At 55.4% G+C, this 22,224-nt stretch carries 19 protein-coding genes, 1 tRNA gene and 3 pseudogenes; 18 read left to right on the plus strand and 5 right to left on the minus strand.

All coding sequences use genetic code 11. The annotated features are described in order from the left end of the window. The first annotated feature begins 155 nt into the window (after positions 1-155). The 5 genes and pseudogenes from JCM25143_RS18765 to JCM25143_RS10495 all read left to right on the plus strand — a co-directional run bounded on the left by JCM25143_RS18765 (position 156) and on the right by JCM25143_RS10495 (position 6,196). Positions 156-1,126 (plus strand): annotated as a pseudogene (locus JCM25143_RS18765) (ABC transporter ATP-binding protein). A 473-nt stretch (positions 1,127-1,599) separates the two neighbouring features. Then, positions 1,600-2,172 (plus strand): GGDEF domain-containing protein, encoded by a 573-nt coding sequence (locus JCM25143_RS20905; protein WP_159101633.1) that lies wholly within the window; start codon positions 1,600-1,602, stop codon positions 2,170-2,172. Then, entirely contained in the window at positions 2,169-3,008 is an 840-nt protein-coding gene (locus JCM25143_RS20910; RefSeq protein WP_051543226.1) for a putative bifunctional diguanylate cyclase/phosphodiesterase, read from the plus strand. The genes JCM25143_RS20905 and JCM25143_RS20910 overlap by 4 nt, the downstream gene beginning before the upstream one ends. Positions 3,009-3,486: 478 nt before the next feature. Continuing rightward, a complete protein-coding gene (locus tag JCM25143_RS10490) occupies positions 3,487-5,103 on the plus strand; it encodes an OprO/OprP family phosphate-selective porin (RefSeq protein WP_025861097.1) in 1,617 nt (538 codons plus the stop codon). A 55-nt stretch (positions 5,104-5,158) separates the two neighbouring features. Next, positions 5,159-6,196, plus strand: coding sequence for a sulfate ABC transporter substrate-binding protein (locus JCM25143_RS10495; RefSeq protein ID WP_025861098.1), 1,038 nt, complete (start codon positions 5,159-5,161; stop codon positions 6,194-6,196). A 184-nt stretch (positions 6,197-6,380) separates the two neighbouring features. Here JCM25143_RS10495 and JCM25143_RS10500 read toward each other — a convergent pair whose 3' ends face one another. Further along, positions 6,381-7,718, minus strand: coding sequence for an aspartate aminotransferase family protein (locus tag JCM25143_RS10500; RefSeq protein ID WP_025861099.1), 1,338 nt, complete (start codon positions 7,716-7,718; stop codon positions 6,381-6,383). Between the two features lie 223 nt (positions 7,719-7,941). On the opposite strand from JCM25143_RS10500, the gene JCM25143_RS24790 reads away from it, so the two are divergent. The 8 genes and pseudogenes from JCM25143_RS24790 (at position 7,942) to JCM25143_RS10535 (ending at position 15,065) form a co-directional block, all read left to right on the plus strand. Continuing rightward, positions 7,942-8,574, plus strand: coding sequence for a phosphotransferase enzyme family protein (locus JCM25143_RS24790; protein WP_267879946.1), 633 nt, complete (start codon positions 7,942-7,944; stop codon positions 8,572-8,574). After that, positions 8,502-8,951, plus strand: coding sequence for a phosphotransferase enzyme family protein (locus JCM25143_RS24795; RefSeq protein ID WP_267879947.1), 450 nt, complete (start codon positions 8,502-8,504; stop codon positions 8,949-8,951). Before JCM25143_RS24790 ends, JCM25143_RS24795 begins: the two co-directional genes overlap by 73 nt. Before the next feature lie 142 nt (positions 8,952-9,093). Continuing rightward, on the plus strand, positions 9,094-9,291 hold the full coding sequence (locus tag JCM25143_RS24055; protein ID WP_148300100.1) for a hypothetical protein: 198 nt from the start codon (positions 9,094-9,096) through the stop codon (positions 9,289-9,291). Between the two features lie 348 nt (positions 9,292-9,639). Beyond that, a pseudogene (locus JCM25143_RS18780) lies at positions 9,640-10,823 on the plus strand (NAD(P) transhydrogenase subunit alpha). Positions 10,824-10,829: 6 nt separating this feature from the next. Beyond that, positions 10,830-11,159 (plus strand): NAD(P) transhydrogenase subunit alpha, encoded by a 330-nt coding sequence (locus tag JCM25143_RS10520; protein WP_025861101.1) that lies wholly within the window; start codon positions 10,830-10,832, stop codon positions 11,157-11,159. Further along, a complete protein-coding gene (locus JCM25143_RS10525; protein ID WP_025861103.1) occupies positions 11,156-12,580 on the plus strand; it encodes an NAD(P)(+) transhydrogenase (Re/Si-specific) subunit beta in 1,425 nt (474 codons plus the stop codon). Before JCM25143_RS10520 ends, JCM25143_RS10525 begins: the two co-directional genes overlap by 4 nt. A gap of 37 nt (positions 12,581-12,617) precedes the next feature. Next, entirely contained in the window at positions 12,618-13,646 is a 1,029-nt protein-coding gene (gene adhP / locus JCM25143_RS10530) for an alcohol dehydrogenase AdhP (RefSeq protein WP_025861104.1), read from the plus strand. Between the two features lie 27 nt (positions 13,647-13,673). Next, positions 13,674-15,065 (plus strand): NAD-dependent succinate-semialdehyde dehydrogenase, encoded by a 1,392-nt coding sequence (locus JCM25143_RS10535; protein WP_025861105.1) that lies wholly within the window; start codon positions 13,674-13,676, stop codon positions 15,063-15,065. 110 nt (positions 15,066-15,175) lie between these two features. On the opposite strand, the gene JCM25143_RS20915 is transcribed toward JCM25143_RS10535, so the two are convergent. From JCM25143_RS20915 to JCM25143_RS10550, 4 genes are all read right to left on the minus strand, one after another. Further along, on the minus strand, positions 15,176-16,165 hold the full coding sequence (locus tag JCM25143_RS20915) for a methyl-accepting chemotaxis protein (protein ID WP_051543230.1): 990 nt from the start codon (positions 16,163-16,165) through the stop codon (positions 15,176-15,178). Between the two features lie 23 nt (positions 16,166-16,188). Then, a complete protein-coding gene (locus JCM25143_RS20920) occupies positions 16,189-17,028 on the minus strand; it encodes an MCP four helix bundle domain-containing protein (protein WP_148300101.1) in 840 nt (279 codons plus the stop codon). Positions 17,029-17,164: 136 nt separating this feature from the next. Further along, a complete protein-coding gene (locus JCM25143_RS10545; protein ID WP_025861106.1) occupies positions 17,165-18,100 on the minus strand; it encodes a DMT family transporter in 936 nt (311 codons plus the stop codon). A gap of 362 nt (positions 18,101-18,462) precedes the next feature. Beyond that, positions 18,463-18,536: transfer RNA gene (locus JCM25143_RS10550), tRNA-Gln, on the minus strand. Between the two features lie 193 nt (positions 18,537-18,729). Here JCM25143_RS10550 and JCM25143_RS10555 point away from each other — a divergent pair. The 5 genes and pseudogenes from JCM25143_RS10555 (at position 18,730) to JCM25143_RS10575 (ending at position 22,207) form a co-directional block, all read left to right on the plus strand. Then, positions 18,730-19,869: a Ppx/GppA phosphatase family protein gene (locus JCM25143_RS10555; RefSeq protein ID WP_025861107.1), complete on the plus strand. Its 1,140-nt coding sequence runs from the start codon at positions 18,730-18,732 to the stop codon at positions 19,867-19,869. Continuing rightward, on the plus strand, positions 19,866-20,672 hold the full coding sequence (locus JCM25143_RS10560; protein WP_025861108.1) for an RlmE family RNA methyltransferase: 807 nt from the start codon (positions 19,866-19,868) through the stop codon (positions 20,670-20,672). Before JCM25143_RS10555 ends, JCM25143_RS10560 begins: the two co-directional genes overlap by 4 nt. A gap of 21 nt (positions 20,673-20,693) precedes the next feature. Beyond that, on the plus strand, positions 20,694-20,954 hold the full coding sequence (locus JCM25143_RS10565) for a sulfurtransferase TusA family protein (protein WP_025861109.1): 261 nt from the start codon (positions 20,694-20,696) through the stop codon (positions 20,952-20,954). 84 nt (positions 20,955-21,038) lie between these two features. Then, positions 21,039-21,268 (plus strand): annotated as a pseudogene (locus tag JCM25143_RS18790) (exodeoxyribonuclease VII small subunit). A gap of 6 nt (positions 21,269-21,274) precedes the next feature. Then, a complete protein-coding gene (locus JCM25143_RS10575; protein WP_025861111.1) occupies positions 21,275-22,207 on the plus strand; it encodes a polyprenyl synthetase family protein in 933 nt (310 codons plus the stop codon). Positions 22,208-22,224: the final 17 nt, after the last annotated feature.

Raw genomic sequence — 22,224 nt, forward strand, 5'->3', positions numbered from 1 at the left:
GCGCCCTGCAGGGTGCGCTTTCGCACCGCGGTGCAGTTTTGTGCAGGAGGTCTGTGCGCAACCGATACCCCTGCAGGATGTGGGGGCGGATCATCACGCAGCGTGTATCTTGCCCGCTGGTGTGCTGGCGGCTCCTGTAATGGGCGAACGCTGATATGCCTGCTTCCTCCACGGTTCTGTCCGCCCATAATCTGGTCAAGACCTATGGTTTGTCGGATGGACGCAAGGTGCGTGCTGTCGATGGAATTTCCCTGACAGTTCAGGCCGGTGAAGTGCTTGGGCTAGTGGGGGAGTCAGGCTGCGGCAAATCGACACTGGGGCGCTGTCTGCTACGGTTGATGGATGTTTCCCAAGGGCAGATTGTTTTTGAAGGGCAGGATATTACTCATATGAGTGAGGCCGCCCTGCGCCCTGTCCGGCAGCGGATGCAGATGGTCTTTCAGGACTCTCATGCCTCTCTCAACCCGCGGCGGCGAGTGGGCGATCTTCTGGCGGAACCGTTGAAGGTGCACCGGCAGGCAGATGGACAAAGGCGCTCAAGCGCTGAAATTGCTCGCCGTTTGTCCGAACTGATGGAACTGGTGGCCCTGCCCCGTAATGCGCTGGATCGTTACCCGCATGAGTTTTCGGGCGGGCAGCGACAGCGTATCAATATCGCACGGGCTTTGGCTCTTTCGCCCCGGCTGGTGGTGGCGGATGAGCCGTATCGGCACTGGACGTATCCGTGCAGGCACAGATTGTTAATCTGTTTGCAGACCTGCGTGAGCAATTGGGGCTGACCTATCTGTTTATTGCCCACGATCTTGCAGTGGTACGCCAGATTTCAACACGGGTAGCCGTTATGTATCTTGGTGCCATTGTGGAAACAGGGGTGACGGATGTGGTGCTGCATCACCCGGCGCATCCTTATACGCGCGCACTGATGCAGGCCGTGCCGCGCCCGGTGGTGGGGGGCATGCGTCTTCCATCGTTAAAGGGAGATGTTCCCAGCCCCATGACACGACAGACAGGGTGTCGTTTTCATATGCGTTGTCCTGTGGCGCAACCTTCTTGCGTTACAAACGTTCCCGCTTTGCAGAGGCTGGATGACGGGCGTGAAGTTGCGTGCCATTTCCCGCTCGTGTGATGGGCTCCGTTTTTTCGGGGATATTATCCGGCAAGGACGTTTTTTTTTGTCGGGTAACGATTTACAAATGCCTGATATTCCTTAATCTACGGAAAATTTTTACAAACTGTTAAAGTTTTTCGCGAGATCGTATGGGTGCCTGTGGAATAGTGATTTTGAGGAGTTCCATAGAGCTTTAGTGCTTTGTAAATATTGCTTCTGGAAAATTTTTTATTTAAAAATCAATAATTCATAATATAAATTTATTTATGAGCGTTGATAATTAAAAAATATGCGTGATGCGATGAACTTTTTGTTCATTATGCAAAGTGAAGAGCGCATGGGTTTTTTATTAACGTCTTTTACTATATTGATAATATTTTTATCTTGAATGGAAATCCCATTTTAATATTTTCCGTATTATGTATAGTCATGATTCATTTGTAATCGGGTCGTAATGCAGCGATGCGGCCCCGACAGAAAGTATGGCAAGCATGGTGTACCCAGTTGAGGCGCTGTCGATAGCAGGGCTTGTGCTTTCGCCCTGTGTGTCCGGAGCAGCCTATTTTGGATTGCATCATCGTACCCGCCGCAGGGCTGTGCTTGCCCCTCGTTCCGATTGCCTGACCGATGAACTGACGGGCCTGCCCAACAGGCAGGCTCTATCTAACTGGATGGACAAAAACCTTTCTGCCCGCCGCCAGCACGTGGGGCGCATAGCCCTGTTCATGATCGATCTGGATCGTTTTAAGGAAATCAACGACGAAAGAGGCCACTCGACGGGAGATGAAATCCTGCGTGTGCTCGGGCGACGGCTGCGGCACAGTGTGGATGCCAAACGGGGTGAATTCATTGCCCATGCTGGTGGCGACAAGTTTTTCGCATTCTGCTCCTTTTCCAATCATCGTATTGTGCCCGATTTTCTTGCGCGCCTGCGCCGGGCGCTGAGCCGGCCTGTTCGGCTACAGGGCGGGCGTGTGACTATTCGTGCCAATTTTGGTGTGGCGTTCTGGGGTGATGGCGCTCCGAGTGGCGAGACCCTGCTTATCCGGCTGAACTGGCCATGAACTGCGCAAGAAACTCAGGCCAGCAGGATATCTGCTACTACGATCCCGCCATGGATCAGGTTATTCGTCACAGGCTCAACATTGTGGACGAACTGCGCTATGCCGTAGCCCGGCAACAATTTAGCCTGTGCTATCAGGCGCAAAAACGCATTAGCGACAAGAAAATTGTAGGGTTTGAAGCGCTGCTGCGCTGGGAGCACCCAATGCTTGGCGCGGTTTCGCCTGTGGTGTTCATACCCGTTGCAGAAGAAAGCGGGTTAATACAGGAAATTGGCGAGTGGGTTTTGCGCACGGCCTGCCATGCTGCCAGTCAGTGGGAGCAGCCCTATCGTATCAGTGTCAATGTTTCCGCCGAGCAGTTTCACCATCATGATCTTCCGGGACTGGTGCGTGATGTGCTGGAAACTACCGGTCTTTCCCCCTCAAGGCTGGAGCTTGAGCTGACGGAAACCGCCATTTTCACGGATATGGCTCGTGCAACAGCCATTCTGAATGAGCTCAAAGCAATGGGCGTTTCCATTGCGGTGGATGATTATGGCACCGGCCATTCTTCTCTGGGGCTGATCCGCGATATCGTGTTCGACAGGATCAAGCTGGATAAGCTGTTTGTGCAGAACGCTCTGGGGAATGAAACCGACAAGGCGATTATCCGCGCGGTTATTTTTCTGGGCCGCAGTCTGCAAACGACCGTTTTGGCTGAAGGTGTGGAAACGGAAGAGCAGTTTGCCTTTCTGGCGGATGAAGGCTGTGACGAAATACAGGGTTTTCTGCTTAGCAGGCCCCTTCCCCATGATCTGCTGGTTGCAACCGGCAAGGTTAGCCTGATCGCGGAGTGATAAACCGACGATGGGTTGAGTGGGTGTTATATTGTACATTTTATAATCGTTTTTAATGTTAGGTCATGTCCATCGCTGCCGATTTGGGTGGAGATAGGCTTTTTTCATCGCGGCCTGTGCGTATGGTGTGTCTTTTTATATACACATCATTAACGCGCATTATTAATGGCACATATTTTTATCGTAAATTCTTGACTTACACGGCCTCGGGTGATTGAAATTGCCACAGGACGAGCTGGCGAACACATTCGAGTTCGCGCGATAATGTTAAGGAAGTATTCTGGGAATGGGGACTCTGTTATTACAGACTATTCGCCGCGACACTGCCCGGGTTTTGTTCGGGATCATGTGTTGTCGCTAAGCGTATATGTTGCTTTATAAAGCGGAAGATTACTCTCCGCGAAAGAAATTGTCAGATAATACGGTTTGTGATGCCTGATGGATCAGGCTGAAAACCATTATTCATAAAGAACCAGCCATGCGTTTTTTATCCCGTTCCAGTGTGCTTTTGGGCAGTGCCGCATCTGCTATTTTTCTGTCTCCCGTTTCCGTGCAGGCTTCGAGCGATCCTGAACTGGTTGCATTGCGCCGTGAAATGGAAAGCATGAGAGGCGAAATTCATCGTCTGCAATCGCGGGTTGCTAAATACGAACATACTAGCCCGGTTAGTGAAACTCCGCACAAACATGTGCCGCGGCATCTGATTACCGCCGGAGCAGGAGAACCTCAGCCGATTTTCAATGAACCAGCTCCGGTGCGTACCGGACCGCGCACTACGGCGGAGAGCCGTGTTGCGCTGCCGGAAAGCCCCACAATGTCATGGAAAGACTTCAAGGCCGCGACATCCAAAGAAGAAAGTGTTCATGTCGGTGGTATCCAGATCGGTTTTCCGAACGGACGCCCCACCATTGCTTCTGATGACAAAGCCTATGCTTTCTCCGTAGGGCTTTTGGCGCAGGAAGATTTTGGCGGTTTCATGGGGGTCGGTCCTTCGAAGGCAGGCGGAAATTTCAATAACTTCACACAGAATGCCCGCAGGCTGCGGTTGTATTTCTCGTGGCGTTACAAGGACTGGGTGGTGAATGTCACGCCTGATTTCGGCTCCAGCTCAGTGGATGGTTCGGCGGGGCTGTTCGAGGCCAACGTGAACTACACCGGCCTGCACCATACGACGCTGACAATCGGCTATTTTCAGCCCAGAATGGAAGAAGAAAGCGCGGAGCGTTCCGGGGCTTTTGAGTTTCTTGAGCGTCCGGCGATTGTCGATATCGTGCGTAATATTGCCGGGGGTGTCGGGCGCTTCAGTATCGGTGGCGAACATTACGAAAAACGCTGGCTGGTCGCGGGCTATTTCACCGGGCACAAGTTTGGTGACCGTTCCTCCACCACGGTATCGGACAGTCAGACAGGTGCCGTTTTCCGTGCTGTGGGCAGGCCCTATGTCAGCAAGGATATAGATGTGCATGTCGGGGCCGGTGCAACGGCGGCTTTCAAGGTTAACCAGACTGCGAATGGCCGCCAGTATACGGCATCCAACAACATGGAAATTCCGTTGGGTGAAGCCTCGCTGCTTTCTTCCGGGGCACTGTCCAATGTGGCGCAGATCTGGGCGGCAGGGCCGCAGTTGGCCCTGCGCTACAAGCGGTTCCTGATCAAGAGCGAGTATTATCATATTGGCGTGCAGCGGAATTCCGGTGCTGATAACCCGCAAAACCTGCCTTCTCTCGGGTTTGATGGCTGGTACGTGGCGGCCAACTATACTCTGCTAGGCAAACCGCGGGCCTATAACGAAAAAATCGGTGCGTTTACGGCACCTGGCGTGGATTATGACTTCGACCCGAGCCGTAACCACTGGGGGGCAGTTGAACTCTCCGGCCGGTGGAGTGTTACCAACCTGCATGATGATGGTGGCGGCAACCAGCAGACCGCATGGGAAGGTGGGCTGAACTGGTATCCCAATCGTTATTTCCGCTTCATGCTGGACTATGAGCGCTTCATCGTATCCCGCACGCCGACTTCCACCAAACCCACGCAGCTTAACTACTTCGGCACCACTGGTAACGCTGTGGTTGGGCGTGTGCAGGCTGCTTTCTAACCCGTTATTCCAAAAACAGTTTTTCTATTGATCATAGCATTGCGGAGCATAATCCATGACACGGTTTTCTGGTCTTACGCGTCGTTCCGTCTTCAAGAGTGGTCTGGCCTTGGGGGCGGGGCTGGTTGCTGGCGGTCTGGTGGGGCGGCAGGCAAACGCGGCCTCCTACTCACTGCTAAATGTTTCCTATGACCCCACGCGTGAACTGTATGCTGACATTGGCAAGGCATTCAGTGCTGATTGGGCGCATGATCATGCGGGCGATGCGGTGCGTGTGCGCTCATCTCATGGTGGTTCTGGTGCACAGGCACGCTCTGTTCTGGACGGTGCTCCGGCCGATGTCGTAACGCTGGGTCTAGCTTATGATATCGATATTCTGGCGCAAAAAGGCCTGCTGGCGGCAGACTGGCAGAAGCGCCTGCCCCATAATTCGACACCCTATAACAGCACCATTGTTTTTCTGGTGCGCAAGGGTAACCCCAAGGGCATTCATGACTGGCCCGACCTGATCCGGGATGATGTGCAGGTTATAACGCCCAACCCCAAAACGTCCGGTGGGGCGCGCTGGAACTATCTGGCCGCGTGGGGCTGGGCCTTGCAGCAGCCCGGTGGTTCAGAAGAAACAGCGCGCGAATATCTGAAATCGCTCTATGCTCATGTGCCGGTGCTCGATACCGGTGCGCGCGGGGCTACCAACAGCTTCGTGCAGCGTGGGCTGGGGGATGTTCTGCTGGCATGGGAAAATGAAGCCCTTCTGGCAACCCACGAACTGGGGCCGGACAAGTTCGACATTGTTGTTCCCCCCAAAACCATCCTGACCGAACCGCCCGTTGCGGTTGTAGACAAAAATGCTCAGGCGCATGGCACGACAGATGTGGCGCAGGCTTATCTGGAGTTCCTGTTCTCACCTGAAGGGCAGCGTATCGGGGCGCGTCATTACTTCAGGCCGGTCGACCCTGCCATCAAGGCAGAAACGGCCTCGGCTTTCCCGCATACAGACACCTTCGATATTGCCAGCCTTGGTGGTTGGCAGAGCGTTCAGAAGCGCCATTTCTCTGATGGCGGTATTTTCGACCAGATTTACACCAAATAAACTGTCTTTTCAGGGTATCAGCCGGGTAGAGTCCAATATCTACTCGGCTGATACATTTTATTCCTGCACTATCTCCCTATAAGCTGTGCGGGAAACACCGGGCCCTTCCCGTCTGGTCGGGTTTTAGGAGGCAGGGCAGTATCTGCCTTCCAACCATTACGGCGGTCTGGACCTTCAGAAATTGTTATCCTGTTAGGCGGCTCAGGCACTGATCCAGAGCGCCTACAAGCCAGTCTATATCATGATGCTGGAAGGCGAGCGGTGGGCGAAGTTTGAGCACATTGCCATAAGGTCCAGCCACGGATGTGAGCACATGAGCGTTGCGCAGGGCTTCGATCAGATCAAGAGCCAAGGCCCGGTCGGGTTCCTTTGTCTGACGATTTCTGACCAGTTCAAGACCGATAAACAGACCGGCTCCGCGCACATTGCCAATGCAGTGATGTTTGTTTTGTAAAGCACGGAGCTCTGACAGGAGCCGTTCGCCTACTGAGCGGCTGTGCTCCAGCAGGTTTTCAGTTTGTATGACATTCAGCACTGCCTGAGCTGCGGCAATGGAAACCGGGTTGCCACCAAACGTATTGAAATAAGGTGTGGCCTCACTGAACGAGGCCAGAACCGGGGCTTTGGCCATCAGCCCCGAAACAGGCATGCCGTTACCCATGGGTTTGCCCGTGGTGACGATGTCAGGCACCAATTCGTGGCGGCCAAAACCCCAGAAACTTTCACCCGTTCTGGCAAAGCCGGGCTGCACTTCATCTGCGATGAAAACACCGCCATTACGGTGCACGGTTTGTATGGCCGCCTGCATGAAACCCGGTGAGCCGGGCAGAACCCCATCGGATGAAAAAATACTGTCGGCTATGAAACCGGCAAATTTCACGCCTTTAGCGGCCATGTCATCAATGCAGGACTGGATTTGTGCGGCAAACCACAGACCCGGATCGGGTGTCTCAACACGGTAGGTATCCGGGGCGGGTACCAGCCATGTTGTGGCATCCACAGGCTGAGCGCTACCCAGCGCGGGAGAGGCTCCAGATGTCAGGGCGCTGGTGCCATGATAGGCCTCACGCGTGACAATAAGCCCTGTCCCACCTGTATGTGCACGGGCAATGCGGATTGCCAGATCATTGGCTTCAGACCCGCTACACATATACATGACCCGGTCGATCGGGGCGGGCATGGTGGCCAGAATGGCGTCTGAATAATCCAGAATACGTTCGTGCAGGTAGCGGGTATGGGTGTTGAGGGCCTGCATCTGCTCATGCACGGCCGCCACTACGGCAGGGTGGCAATGCCCGATGCTGGCGACGTTATTGTAAACATCGAGATATTTTGTGCCCTCGGCATCCCACAGATATTGTCCCTGCCCGCGTACCAGATGCACCGGATGACGGTAAAACAACCGGTAGGCTCCGCCCAGAACGGCGCGTCTGTCGGTCAGGCGGCGTGTTTTCTTGTCCAGTGTGGCGGCGTCACCCGGCTGGAAACTGTTGGTGTCCATGATGGTCGAGCGAGGGAGCATTATGGTCTTGTTCCTCTTGTGCCGGATACGCGCAAACGGAGGTATGGAATGATCAGGTAAGCCGGATTTGCAGAGGCATGGGTAGATTATTTCATTTTGGTGTCGGAATAACATCCCTTGTCATCGGCACATACCCTGACTTACTGTGCTGAAAATGCCGCCCGACAGCAAATTATTTTGTTCCGACGGTAGACCCTGAGACTACGGAGCCGATGGTGACGCCATGGCCTCTTCGCATGCAGACCCGCTGGATGACACGCTCCTGAACCACATGGCCCATCAGGCTGTGGCGCGATACCCGTTTTGCCATCTGGCGCGGGTTTCTCTGGTGACACGCTCTGAAAATGCGACGTTTCTGGTTGAAAGCCCTTCCGGGCGTTATGCGCTGCGTATCCATCGCCCCGGTTACCACGAGCAGGTTGATATCGAGAGCGAACTGGCATGGCTCAAAGCACTGCATGAGGAAACGGATATTCCCGTTCCTCTGGCTTTGGCTGATTGTGATGGCAAGCACGTCTTAACACTGGCTGTGCCGGGTGGTGGTTATCGGCATGCCGTGCTGTTTCACTGGCTGGAAGGCGAAATGCCTACCGCATGTCTTGATCCGCTTGCATTCCGGCAGTTGGGGGAGATTACGGCTAAACTCCATCAGCATAGCCGGAACTGGGGCCGGCCCACGCCATTCAGGCGGATCGTATGGAATCACGAAACCATGGTGGGACCAGAAGCCCATTGGGGAAACTGGCGCGATACGCCCGGCCTGTCCGTGCTGATGCTCAGTCTATTGCACAGGCCATGGAGCATGTTGGGCAGGAACTCGCGGTGTATGGCAGGGAAGCCGAACGATACGGCCTGATTCACTCTGACCTGCGGCTGACCAATCTGATCCTGCATCCATCGGGCACCCGGGTAATCGATTTTGATGACTGCGGGTTTGGCTGGTTCATGCACGATCTTGCCGCAGCCATCAGCTTTGAGGAACATCACCCATCCGCCCCGGCATGGGTTGAAAACTGGCTTGAGGGATACGAGCAGGTTGTTCCGTTATCGGCGGAAGACCGGGCCATCCTCCCTGCCCTTTTCGTGCAGCGTCGTGTGCAGTTGACAGCTTGGACAGGGTCACATGCACAAACGGATATGGTGCGTAGTCTAGGGCCTGACTGGCTTGAGCACACAGTGCGTCTGTGCCGCCGTTATCTGGATGGCAAAAACTGGCCCATAGGCTGTGCGTGAGTGTCGATCCTGCTCTTCCACCAATGGAAGAGCAGTCTAGTAATTATTTCTTGCGATAATAGATGCCTGTGTTATCGCACCTGTAAATGGTCTGGGCTGAAGAAAAGAAGCCTTCTTTTGGCTTTTCGCCGATAACCTGACAGTGAGCCTGTTCAATGAACTGGTCCCATTGCTGGTTCTTGTAATTATCCAGCAGAATTTTAGCGCCCCACATTCCCAGCCCGACTACGATCAGGGCAGCCAGGATAATGCACACAGTTTTTATGTGCCTGGACATGGTTCATTCCTTAAAGAAACGGTTTCTGCTGCGGCGTTGTTCTTGAGCTTCTTGGCCGCCTGACAGCTCTGCCTTGAACTCTGGCACCGTGCTGCATGTCACGCAAGATGGCATGGCAGTGGTGTGTATGGCCGGTAGTCATAACGGGCTGAACCATGTTGGGTTTACATAAAACCGTAAACTGCAAAGCCCCATGATTTTGCGCTGGTTGTCCTCAGCCTGCGGGTGGGCAACCGTCATGCGGTCCTATCCGTTGATTTATATCAAGGCCGCCTTGCGGATATTTTGTCAGTGTCTGCAGGCCTCCGGGCGACAGGGTGATCAATAAAGTGTGGCCTGCAACCAGAGAAAAAACCTGTCGCATGGCATTGGCCCGCCAGATTTCGATGTATTTGCTACAGGAAAACCGTCATGGGTATAAAAGTTGCCGTTATCAAGGAAAGCGGAGCGCAGGAACGCCGTGTCGCCTTGGTGCCATCTGTCGTTCCGCGCATTGCCAAGCTGGGATGTGATCTGCTGCTGGAGCCAGTGCCGGAGAGGCTTCTTCCTACCCTGACGCCAGTTACCAGAATGTGAGTATCCAGCCAGACAAAACGGCCATGCTGAATGCGGCTGACATTGTGCTGGCGGTTGAGCCGCCAGAGCTTGACGTTGTGCGTGCCATGAAGCCTGGTTCTGTTCTGGTTTCGTTCCTGTATGGGCGCAACAATATCGAACTAGTCAAGGCGCTGCGTGATGGTAAGATCACGGCTTTTGCCATGGAGCAGATTCCGCGTATCAGCCGCGCACAGGCCATGGATGCCCTGTCCAGTCAGGCGACACTGGCGGGGTATTATGCCGTGCTGCTGGGCTCGGTCAGCATGCCCAAAATCCTGCCCATGATGACAACGGCCGTTGGCTCTCTGCGGGCTGCACAGGTGTTGGTCATGGGGCTTGGGGTGGCCGGATTGCAGGCTCTGGCAACCGCGCGGCGTCTGGGGGCTATAACCGAAGGCTATGACGTGCGGCCCGAAACGCGTGATGAGGCGCACTCCCTCGGTGCGAAATTTGTCGAGACCGGGGTAGATGCCACCGGTCAGGGTGGTTATGCGCGTGAACTGACGGCAGAAGAAAAAGCCAAGGTTCGTGCTGTGCTGACAGACCATATCGCCAAGGCGGATCTGATCGTTACCACGGCGGCTGTCCCCGGCCGCAAAGCGCCCCGCCTGATTGACGCTGAACAGATTGCCAGAATGAAACCGGGCGCTGTGATCGTGGATATGGGAGCGGAAGGTGGCGGTAACTGCGAAGGAACCAAAGCGGGAGAAACGGTCAAGGTCGGCCCGACCACGCTGATAGGCCCGGTCAATCTGCCCTCCAGTCTGGCGGAACAGGCCAGCGAGCTTTACTCCAAAAATATTCTGAACCTGCTCGAACAGATTATAAAAGACGGCAAGGTTACGCTGGATATGACGGATGAGGTTATCGCCAAAACACTGGCGACCCATGACGGCGCGATCACGGCGGAACCTGTGCGCGAAGCCGTGGAAAGCCCGCCCGCAGGCCAGCCGGTTGTCCCGGAAGCAGCCTCCGTCAGCCCGACCCCGAAAGGATAACCCGCCATGATTACGTCCATGACGTTCATCATTGCTCTCTATATCTTTGTACTGGCCGGTTTTACCGGTTACATCGTGATCAGCCGCGTGCCGTCCATCCTGCATACGCCGCTGATGTCCGGCTCAAACTTCATTCACGGTATTGTTGTTGTCGGGGCGCTTAGTGTGCTGTTTTCAGCCACCAGTGTCACGGAGCAGGTTATCGGCTTTTTCGGCGTTCTGCTTGGGGCTGGCAATGTCATGGGCGGGTATGTCGTAACCGACCGCATGCTGGCCATGTTCCGCCCCAGCGTCAAACCCGCGGCCACTTCGGATGAAAAGAAGGCGCAGTCATGAGTGCTATCGAGTATATCGTTGGCCTGAGCGGCCTTGTTGCGTCCGCACTGTTTATCTATGGCCTCAAGGACATGTCTTCCCCCACAACGGCGGTGCGCGGTATTGTCGCGGCAGGCTGGGGCATGGTGTGCGTGGTTGCGGTCTGCTTCCTTGAGATTTTCAATGTCCCGGAAGAGGCGCGCCCTTACCTGCCCGTCAATATCGCGCTGGCCGTGCTCGCTCTGCTGTTCGGTGGGCTCTGGGCCGGGCGCAAGGGCCGCACGGTTGAAATGACCGCCATGCCGCAGATGGTGGCCCTGTTCAACGCCATGGGTGGCGGTGCGGCTGCGGCAGTAGCAGCCGTGGCATTTCTCAAGCATGAAAGCAGTGCCCCCCTGCCTCTGGGCGTGACAGCACTGGGCGGGCTTATTGGCTGTATGTCTTTCAGCGGGTCTATCATTGCATGGGCCAAGCTGGATGGGCGGATGAACAAGCCGCTGCGCTTTGGTGGCCAGCAGGCGTTTAATGCCTTTGTTTTTGCCGGGACGCTGCTTCTGGCTGGGCTGACTGTCTGTTCACAACTGGACCCGGCACCGGTAAGCGGGCCTTATGCCACGCTCTTTTTCATTGGTGCGCTGGCGTTCGGTATCTGCATGACAGTGCCGATTGGCGGCGCGGATATGCCGGTTGTTATTTCGCTCTATAATGCCTTTACCGGTCTTGCTGTCGGGCTGGATGGGTATGTGATGTCTAACCCCGCCCTTATGGTGGCGGGTATGATTGTCGGTTCGGCTGGCACTTTGCTGACTGTGCTGATGGCCAAGGCCATGAACCGCTCTCTGTCCAATGTGCTGTTCAGTAATTTCGGTGCGACATCTGAGCAGGCTAAAGGGCCTGAGGGGGAAATGAAATCCGTTGGGCCGGACGATGCCGCTACCAGTATGCGTTATGCGTCGTCGGTCATCATTATTCCCGGTTACGGGCTGGCGGTGGCTCAGGCCCAGCAGAAGCTGTACGAGTTTGTCAAACAGCTTCAGGCGGCGGGGGTGGATGTCAAATTCGCCATCCATCCCGTGGCCGGGCGTATGCCGGGCCATATGAACGTGCTGCTGGCCGAGGCCGGTGTGCCGTATGACATGATTTACGATATGGAAGACATCAATGACAGCTTTGCCTCAACGGATGTGGCGCTGATCATCGGTGCCAATGACGTGGTGAACCCGTCTGCCCGTACAGATAAGACCTCCCCCATTTACGGCATGCCCATTCTCAATGCGGATCAGGCACGGCAGGTTTTTGTGATCAAGCGTGGGCAGGGCACCGGGTATTCCGGTGTGCAGAATCCCCTGTTCTTCCTCAAAAACACCGCCATGGTTTATGGCGATGCTCAGGCAGTTCTGAGCAAGATGGTCGAAACCCTTAAAGGGCTGGGCAGTAACTGAACCCGTAATGCCCCAGAACCCAGTCGAGGAAATGAAAATGGCCGGAAAAATGAAAGCCGCGGTCTGCCACGAGTTTGGAAAGCCGCTGACGATCGAGGAACTCGATATTCCAACGATCAACCAGAACCAGATACTCGTAAAGGTTGATACCTGCGGCGTCTGCCATACTGACCTGCACGCAGTCCGGGGGGACTGGCCGGCCAAGCCCACGCCGCCTTTTATCCCCGGCCATGAAGGGGTCGGGCATGTGGTTGAGGTCGGCAGTAATGTCGACTGGATCTCCAAGGGGGATATCGTGGGTGTGCCGTGGCTGTATTCAGCCTGCGGCCACTGCGAGCACTGTTACGGCGGGTGGGAAACCCTGTGCGAAAAGCAGGATGACACCGGTTATACCGTCAATGGCTGCTTTGCCGAATACGTGGTGGCCGATCCGAACTATGTTGCGCGTATTCCTGCTGGCGTGGACCCACTGCATATTGCTCCGGTTCTATGTGCCGGGCTGACGGTCTATAAAGGCCTGAAAATGACAGATACCAAAGCTGGGGACTGGGTGGCGGTGTCCGGTGTTGGTGGTCTCGGGCAGATGGCTATTCAGTATGGTGTGGCCATGGGGCTGAACATGATTGGTGTTGATATTGACGACACCAAACTGGCTCAGGCCAAGGAACTCGGCGCGGCGCTAACCGTTAACGCCCGGGAGGCTGACCCGGCGGCCTTCATACAAAAGCAGGTGGGCGGTGCGCATGGCGCACTGGTAACGGCTGTGTCCCGCACGGCGTTTTCACAGGCTATGGGATATGCCCGCCGGGGCGGCACCATAGTGCTCAACGGTCTGCCGCCGGGTGAGTTCCCTATATCGATCTTCGATATGGTCATGGCTGGAACGACCGTTCGGGGGTCTATCGTTGGTACCCGGCTTGATATGATCGAAGCATTGTCTTTCTATGCGGAAGGAAAGATTCGTTCCGTCGTCAAGGCTGACAAGCTGGAAAACATCAACCAGATTTTTGATGATCTTCAGAACGGCCGGGTTGCTGGCCGCATTGTCATTGATTTCAGGAACTGATCTGCCAAACCAGTAAGGAGCCATCACATGGCCTACGCTACAACCAATCCGTTTACCGCGGAGCAGGTAAAAGTCTATCCGAACGCTACCGATGCGGAAATTGACGCAGCACTGGACAAGGCACAGGCAGCCTATCTGTCATGGCGGCAGACATCTTTCGCTGAGCGGGCGAAAATCCTGCAGAAAGCCGCTGATATTCTGCGTCGTGACAGCGATAGCTATTCCAAGCTGCTCACACTCGAAATGGGCAAGCTGTTTTCAGAAGCCAAGGCGGAAACCGAACTGTCCGCCGCTATTTTTGAATATTACGCCAAAAATGCCGAAGCGCTTCTGGTGCCGGAAGACCTGCCCGTAGCCAGCAAGGATGAAGGCCGTGCCAAGGTTATTCATCAGCCGCTGGGTATTCTGCTGGCCGTGGAACCGTGGAATTTTCCGTTCTATCAGGTTGCACGCATTATCGCGCCGCAGCTTTCCGCAGGTAACACGATCGTTCTTAAGCACGCTTCCAACGTGCCGCAGTCTGCCGAGGCAATGGATCGGCTGATGATCGAGGCCGGTCTTCCCGCCGGAGCGTTCCAGAACCTCTTCCCCACTCACGCTCAGGTCTCGCGCATTATTGCGGATCATCGCGTGCGGGGCGTGGCCCTGACTGGCTCTGAAGGGGCGGGGGCCAAAGTGGCCGCCGAGGCCGGTACGGCTCTGAAAAAATGCACTATGGAGCTTGGTGGGGCTGACTCCTTTATCGTGCTGGAAGATGCCGATCTGGAAAAAGCAATCAAGTGGGCCGTGTTTGGGCGTCACTGGAATGCCGGGCAGGTTTGTGTGTCCGCCAAGCGCATGATCGTTGTGGATGAGGTTTATGACCGCTTTCTGAAGGGCTACCGCGAAGGGGTCAGCAAGCTGAAAATGGGCGATCCCATGGATCCCTCAACCACGTTGGCCCCGCTGTCTTCTCAGGGCGCAGTCGATAGCCTGAAGCAGCAGGTTCAGGGTGCTGTTGCCGCCGGTGCCAAAATGGAAGAAATCCCGCTGGAAATGCCCAATGCGGGCTCCTTCTTCCGCCCGGTCATTCTCACGGATGTCGGTAAGGACAATCCGGCCCGTCGTGAGGAGTTTTTTGGTCCAGTAACGCTGCTGTTCCGTGCCAAGGACGAGGCAGACGCCATCGCCATTGCCAATGATAGCCCCTACGGTCTGGGTGGTTCGGTCTTTACCAAGGACGAAGCGCGCGGTGTGCGGGTTGCCAAGCAGATTGAAACCGGCATGGTTTATATCAACCACCCCACCATGGTTAAGGCAGACCTGCCTTTCGGTGGTGTGCTGCGCTCTGGCTTCGGGCGTGAACTCATCGGTCTTGGTATCAAGGAGTTCGTCAACCACAAGCTGATCGACGTGGTTGATATCGACGCACCGTTCTGAAAACGGTTACGGCGGGGCACCTGTAAAGCGCCCCGCCGTAAGAAAGATCCTGTGATCTTTACGGCCCCGGCTGGGTATGCCTGCCCCGCCGGGGTATTTTTTATTCTGCTTCAGGCCAGAAGCATCTCATGGCTGCGCTGTTCAAAAGCGTATCCATCCTGCCCGCTATAGTCGGTATTGTCAGGCAGATGGAAGCGCTTGATCAACTGGTTCAGTTTCTGTCCCTCTTCTGCCAGCGTGTGTGAGGCTGCATTGAACTGCTGGGCAGCCGCCGCGTTCTGCTGTGTTGTTTTATCCAGAGAACCAACAACCGTGTTGATCTCGGCCAGTCTGGCGGACTGATCCTTGGACTCCTGGGCAATCAGGTCAAAGTTCGTGCCCATGCTTTGAATGAAATCGGCTGTCAGGCGCATGGTATCGCTGCCATCCCGCACCTTGCCCGAACCCGTTTTGATGTCCGTGTTGCTTCTGATCACCAGCGCGCGGATATCCTTTGCGGCTTCAGAGCTTTTCTGGGCGAGTGCACGCACTTCACTGGCGACTACGGCAAAGCCCCTGCCAACCTCCCCTGCCCTTGCCGCTTCCACACTGGCGTTGAGAGCCAGAACATTTGTCTGAAAAGCAATGGCATCAATTACGTCAATGACGCGCACAATATGCTCGGCATTGGTTTCGATCCGCTGCATGGCATCTTCGATTTCATGCGTAATATGGGCAGAAGTCGTAACGGAATTGCGCGCGTTATGGCTGACTTCCCGTGCCTCATGCGCGCTCCCTGCTGCCTGTAGAACCTTTTGTGAAATATCAGCAACGGCAGCGGCGGCTTCTTCCAGAGAGGCGGCCTGCCGCTCTGTGCGGGTAGCAAGGTTTTCAGCCCCCATAACCATTTCTCGTGTGCTGTGGTTCATGACCTCCACAGTGCCGGAAATGGAAGCAAACGTATTGGCCAGTTCCACAAGCGAATGGTTGAAGTCGTGTCGAAGAGGCTCAAATTCAGGCGAAAACACCGTATCGATCTGAAAAGACAGGTCACCCGTAGCCATACGGCGTAAAGCCGTGGCCAACCCGCCAGTTGCCTGACGCAGGCGTTCCTGAGCCATACGCTCGGCACGTTCCTGTATGATCAGGCGTTCGGCATCGGCTTTTTGCCTCTGCTGCTCGGCAGCGTGCTGTAGTTTCGTATTTTCGATTGCCGCAGCCGGAAGACATCAAGCGAGCGGGAAATTTCGCCTATTTCATCCTTACGTTCACCATAGGGCACATTGATATTCGTATTCCCCCCTGCCAGATCCTTGATCCGGCCGTTGATGTTCTTCAGGGGGCGCAAAATATTGTGATGTACGGTCAGGGCCGATGCGATCAGGATTGCGAAAAGAAACAGATAGACAATCTGCACGCGGGTGCGTGTCTGGTCGTAAATTTTTACGGCATCTTTTGCGTAGGAAACGGCGTGGGCCGTATTGATTGTTCGCAACGAGGCCAGAGTGCCGGACATGGCCTGCTGGAGTTGGAGCAGTTGTGAATCCGCTTCGTTGATTTGGCTTCTGTTGCCCGAAGAAAATGTGGATTGGAATGTTTTCTTATGCGTGCCGGCATATCGGGTCCATTCAGCCTGTAACTGGCGGAAAAGGGCTTTTTCCTGCTTGGAGCTGACCAGCGGCTCATAAACCTTGATCGCGGCGGCAACACTTTCCTCAATCGGTTCGATCATGGCTTCAAGCGATGTCAGAGCCTCGGGGGAGGCCGCGCCAATTTCATCGCTTTCAGTAGACCGAAACGCACGTAGCTGCTCGTCAATGACGCCAATAGCCTTGATGCTGGCTAGAGATTTCTGGTTAATCTGGTCGATTTCGAGATTAACATGCTGTAATCCGCTAATGGAATAAAATCCTGCAAAAATACAGGATATAAGAATAAAAACCTGAATGAGCCCCATGGAGGCCTTGATACTGACAGTCGGCAAGGGTCACCCACTCTTTTATTCATACCTTTAAGAGGTATGACAGGTTGAATACTTTTGGCGCGACAGTGCCGTGCTCCGGCGCGCGTATTCTACGAGTGGGGGTTGCACATTGCCAATATGTTAAATCATGACACTTTTATTGAATTGCCCCTGTCATCGCTTTGGCGGATTTTCGTGCGGCCTTACGTTCTTTCATGGCCATGCGCTCATAGCGGATACGCTGGCGCAGCCAGTTCAGCATGCCGGAGAAAGTCAGCACGGAAATTCCGATAAACATCCAACGGTCGAGTGGCTCGTGAAAGACAAGATAGCTGAGAAAGACGGCCCAGACCATTTGCGTATATTGCGGCAATGCCACCCGGTTGGCTGGTGCGCGTGCGGTTGCCAGCATCATCAGCAATTGCCCCAGAGCGGCGAGAAAGCCGTAGCCGAATAGAAAAATCCACGCACGTATGTCCGCGGGCCAGCTTACGTGCATACCCATAAGCACCCCGTTGCCAACCAGAGGACCGATCAGGCTGGAGCCAAATAGCGAAAGGCGAACATTTTCCGTGCTGGCCAGCCGATAGGCAATCACGCTGCCTGCATTAGCGAATGCAGCCAGTAGAGCACATAAATGGCCGAGATTGAGGGGACGTACGCCGGGGCGCAGGACGATCAAAACCCCCACAAAGCCCAGAACAACTGCCAGCCATGCCCAGCCGCTGACTTTTTCTTTCAGCAGCACGACAGAAAGAATGGTTACGAACAGCGGCATGAGAAACATCAGCGCAAGCGCTTCCGGCATGGAAAGCAGCATAAAGGCTTCAACACTGCATGCGGTTGCGGCAAATACGCATACAGCCCGCAATATCCACATGCCCTTTTGCTGAGGGCGAATGATATCAAGATAGGATTCATGAGGCTGCCGGATAAACGGCAGAATCAGCAGGCCAAACACGCCACCGGAGAACGCAACCTCGAAAGGGTTGAGTTGACCGGCCAGCAGTTTGGAAAACGCATCACTGATAGAGAAGGCTGCGTAGCTGCCTAACGCGAGCAGCATGCCTGAAAAGAGTGTTTTTGAATCCATAGCCTCTTCTACCTCAATGAAAAACGCAGGACAAACCGTTATAGATTAATAAAAAATCTAAATTGATGAATTAAACAACCTGTTTCCTGAATCTATATTTGAATGAATGTGCGTTTTTGAGGTCACATTTTAAATGTACAAGTTTGGGTAAAGCCGCCATAGACGTAATATGGTGAAGGAAAGATATAAAAATTCATTTTATTTCAATGGTTTGTTTGGAATATCTTCTTGGCGTCAAGAATAATACCTTGATCGCGTACACATGCAGGGTTGATACTGCCCGATCACAGGTAATGGTAGAAAGGCGAAGATATCCAGCCACCTGAAAGTCTTGAAGACTTTATTATTTCACAAGGAAAAATTGGCTGGGGGACCTGGATTCGAACCAGGGCTGACCGGGTCAGAGCCGGTAGTTCTACCGCTAAACTATCCCCCAGCGGTAACAGTGTGGTGTAGGTTGTTAGACCGTGTTCCGTTCTGTTGGCGCTCTAGTATCACCCGCTCTGGGGGCTTGCAAGCCCTGCGGCAAAAGAATTTTCAAAAAATCATACATTTGTCTTGTCCGACGGGCTCTGGAGACCCAGAATGCCAACAGATGCCCTCAACCCTAAAACAACAAGGACCGGACTATGGATCGCATAACGCCCTGGCCCGGCCTCATGGGCAGGCACCCTCCTGATATTCCCGCTGCACTTCGCAATGGGGATGATCGACTTTTTGCGGCTCTGGATCTTGGAACCAATAATTGCCGCTTGATGATTGCGGCCCAGACACCGGGTGGCTTCAGGGTCGTTGACAGCTACAGTCGGATGGTTCGGCTGGGAGAAGGCCTGCACCGAACAGGCCAGCTCAGTGCGGACGCCATGGCGCGCACGCTTGATGCATTGCAGGCCTGTGCGGACAGGCTGGAGCGCAAGCCCGTTCATGCCCTGCGTGCGGTTGCAACAGAGGCCTGTCGCCGCGCGGCCAACGGGCAGAGCTTTCTGCGCCGCGTGCGGGAGCAGACCGGCGTTGAAATTGACATTATCTCAGGCCGTGAGGAAGCTAGTCTGGCGGTGGAAAGCTGCGCCAACCTGCTGCATGATCCACGCTTTGGGCCCGCGCGTAGCCGTGCCCTGCTTTTTGACATCGGCGGCGGGTCTACAGAAATCGCATGGGTGCGTACGGATACCAGCCGCAAGACAGAATCGCTTATTGGTTATCTCAGCCTGCCTGTGGGCGTCATCACGTTATCCGAGCAGTTTGGGCCAGTTCATGCGCTGGATGATCAGGTCTACCGGCGTATGGTTGCCCATACGCGCGAACTCCTGCGCGATTTCGAAAGCGTGCACCGCATCGGTTCGGAAATCCGGCGTGAGCAGGCGCGCCTGATCGGCACAAGCGGCACGGTCACGACTCTGGCTAGTCTGATTCTTAATCTGCCCCGTTATGCCCGTGCCGCGGTCGATGGCTCGCTCCTGCCCGCAGCGAGTGCGCGTCTGGCAGTGCGAACCCTGCAAAAGATGGGTTTTGCCGGTATTGAGCAGCATGGCTGCATTGGCCCTGACCGCGCGCCTTTTGTGTTGCCCGGATGCGCGATTTTTGAAGCCATTCATGATATGTGGCCCATAGAGGATATTATTGTCGCGGATCGTGGTCTGCGGGATGGCATGATTCTGCGGATGATCCGCAAGGAAGGCCTGCCTGCTATGCCCCGCCGCTCCGCTCGTGCTGCTCCGTCCCGGCGCGGCATTTCGTTTCAGCATTCCATGCAGGCTACAGGTTCATGAACGACAGGAAAAACCGCTCGCCCGGTTCTTCTTCAACACTCCGCGTCCCCGGGCGTGCACGAAAAAGCCGCGCCGCTCCCGGCGCAGAGCATAGTCAGGACGATTCACAGGCTGCCCAGAAAATCCGTACGCAGTCAGTAACGCTGCGTACCAGCCGCGGCCGCACAACGGCCCAGCAGCGTTGGCTGGCCCGACAGTTGAATGATCCATACGTGCAGGCCGCCCAGAAACAGGGCTGGCGCTCCCGCGCTGCGTTCAAGCTTATCGAACTGGACGAGCGTTTCCACCTGATCCGCCCGGGTATGAAAGTGGTGGATCTTGGTGCGGCTCCCGGCGGGTGGAGTCAGGTGCTGGTCAAACGTGGTGCTATGCAGGTTGTAGGGGTAGACCTGCTGCCGGTGGAGCCGGTGGCGGGGGCTGAAATCATCGAAGGGGATTTTACCGATCCCGAGATGGCCGGACGCCTGACAGCCATGCTGGGCGGGCGTGCGGACATGGTTGTGTCCGACATGGCTCCTAACACCACAGGGCATGCTCCGACCGATCATATACGCATTATCGGCCTTGCTGAAGAAGCGCTGCATTTCAGTTTTGAAATTCTGGCCGAAGGCGGCACCTTTGTTGCCAAGGTTTTTCAGGGTGGTGCCGAAAAAGCCATGCTGGATACGCTCAAGCAGGCGTTTTCTCAGGTTCGGCATGCCAAGCCACCAGCCAGCCGTAAGGATTCAGCCGAACTCTATGTGGTGGCAACGGGGTATCGCCCGCAACGGCTTGAGGCTGCTGCTGCCCGCAATCAGGCCTGAAAACACGCGGGATATCCGATCATGACCGATACAACGCTGGACGCACGGGGGCTGAACTGCCCCCTGCCCGTTCTCAAGGCTAACCGGGCGCTGCGTGCCATGCCTGAAGGCGCACGGCTGCGCGTGCTGGCAACGGACAGGGCTTCGATTGCCGATTTTCAGGTATTCTGCCGCGAAACGGGCCATGCTCTGGTCGCTTTTACAGATCAGAATGGCATCTATGCTTTTACCATAAAGCGCCGTGCGGAAAGCCCGAATACCCCCACCACAGACCGTTCATGATTTCGTTTGGCAGGCAAGGCTTGGCAGATGCCTGCATATCGGGGTATTGGCATCCCCTTCAAGATGGATAGGAACGCCAGCCCCATGTCGGATCATGTCGCATCGCTGTCATTCGAGGACGCTCTCTCCGAACTGGAGAAAATCGTACGCGACCTCGAAGGAGGGCAGATGAAGCTGGAAGACGCCATAGCGGCGTATGAACGTGGTGCGGCTTTACGCCATCATTGCGAAGCGAAACTGAGCGAGGCGGAAGCCGCGTGCAGGCAATTGTGCAACGGTCCGACGGGGTGTTGGACATGAAACCTTTGGACTGAAGTCGAATGACCAACACGACTCACACCCTCTCTTCCCGCGTGGCTGAAGGCGGCGCGTTGCTCAAGCAGGACATGGCCGCTCGCGCTGCCGTCATGGAAAGCGCGATCGACCATCTGCTGCCGCCGACAATAGGGGGCGATGCCCGCCTGTGGGACGCCATGCGTTACGCAACGCTGGGCGGCGGCAAGCGCCTGCGTGGTTATCTGGCCATCACGGTAGCTTCGCTCTTCGATGTGCCTGAGGCGCAGGCGGCGCGTGTCGCGGCGTCTGTTGAAATGCTGCATGCCTATTCGCTGGTGCATGACGACCTGCCGGCCATGGACGATGATGACATGCGCCGTGGCCAGCCTTCCACGCACCGCAAGTTTGACGAAGCGACCGCCATTCTCGCCGGTGATGCCCTTCAGACCAAGGCGTTCGATATTCTGGCGTCCGACAAGACCCATGCTAGCGCGGAAGTTCGCATCGACCTGATTGCCGCATTTGCCGAAGCCTCCGGGGCTGCTGGCATGGTCGGCGGGCAGATGATCGATATGGAAGGTGAAGGCCGCGCCCTGCCGCTGGCTGAAGTCAGCCATCTGCATGCGCTTAAAACCGGCTGCCTGATTCGGTATTCCGCAGAAAGTGGTGCCATTCTTGGTCAGGCAACGCCCGACCTGAGGGCGCGCCTGCGGTCTTACGGCACCGCTATCGGGGCCGCTTTCCAGATTGCGGACGATATTCTCGATACAACCGCCACGGCGGAAGAACTGGGCAAGACAGCAGGTAAGGACGAGGCCGCAGGCAAGTCCACCTTTGTTGCGCTGCTTGGTATTGATGGCGCCCGCAAGGAAGCCGCACGCCTGACAGAACAGGCCATTGCAGATCTGGCTCCCTTTGGTGCTCGCGCGGATCGCCTGCGGGATCTGGCCTATTATGTGATCGAACGGAGAAACTAGAATTATGGCCGATCAAG

It is taken from the genome of Acetobacter papayae JCM 25143 (assembly GCF_000613285.1).
Taxonomy (GTDB): Bacteria; Pseudomonadota; Alphaproteobacteria; order Acetobacterales; family Acetobacteraceae; genus Acetobacter; species Acetobacter papayae.

Coding starts and splice junctions, on each gene's coding strand:
- JCM25143_RS20905 (WP_159101633.1), top strand. CDS start 1,600: ATGGTGTACCCAGTTGAGGCGCTGTCGATAGCAGGGCTTGTGCTTTCG.
- JCM25143_RS20910 (WP_051543226.1), top strand. CDS start 2,169: ATGAACTGCGCAAGAAACTCAGGCCAGCAGGATATCTGCTACTACGAT.
- JCM25143_RS10490 (WP_025861097.1), top strand. CDS start 3,487: ATGCGTTTTTTATCCCGTTCCAGTGTGCTTTTGGGCAGTGCCGCATCT.
- JCM25143_RS10495 (WP_025861098.1), top strand. CDS start 5,159: ATGACACGGTTTTCTGGTCTTACGCGTCGTTCCGTCTTCAAGAGTGGT.
- JCM25143_RS10500 (WP_025861099.1), bottom strand. CDS start 7,718: ATGCTCCCTCGCTCGACCATCATGGACACCAACAGTTTCCAGCCGGGT.
- JCM25143_RS24790 (WP_267879946.1), top strand. CDS start 7,942: ATGGCCTCTTCGCATGCAGACCCGCTGGATGACACGCTCCTGAACCAC.
- JCM25143_RS10520 (WP_025861101.1), top strand. CDS start 10,830: ATGATTACGTCCATGACGTTCATCATTGCTCTCTATATCTTTGTACTG.
- JCM25143_RS10525 (WP_025861103.1), top strand. CDS start 11,156: ATGAGTGCTATCGAGTATATCGTTGGCCTGAGCGGCCTTGTTGCGTCC.
- adhP (WP_025861104.1), top strand. CDS start 12,618: ATGGCCGGAAAAATGAAAGCCGCGGTCTGCCACGAGTTTGGAAAGCCG.
- JCM25143_RS10535 (WP_025861105.1), top strand. CDS start 13,674: ATGGCCTACGCTACAACCAATCCGTTTACCGCGGAGCAGGTAAAAGTC.
- JCM25143_RS20915 (WP_051543230.1), bottom strand. CDS start 16,165: ATGGCTCAGGAACGCCTGCGTCAGGCAACTGGCGGGTTGGCCACGGCT.
- JCM25143_RS10545 (WP_025861106.1), bottom strand. CDS start 18,100: ATGGATTCAAAAACACTCTTTTCAGGCATGCTGCTCGCGTTAGGCAGC.
- JCM25143_RS10555 (WP_025861107.1), top strand. CDS start 18,730: ATGGATCGCATAACGCCCTGGCCCGGCCTCATGGGCAGGCACCCTCCT.
- JCM25143_RS10560 (WP_025861108.1), top strand. CDS start 19,866: ATGAACGACAGGAAAAACCGCTCGCCCGGTTCTTCTTCAACACTCCGC.
- JCM25143_RS10565 (WP_025861109.1), top strand. CDS start 20,694: ATGACCGATACAACGCTGGACGCACGGGGGCTGAACTGCCCCCTGCCC.
- JCM25143_RS10575 (WP_025861111.1), top strand. CDS start 21,275: ATGACCAACACGACTCACACCCTCTCTTCCCGCGTGGCTGAAGGCGGC.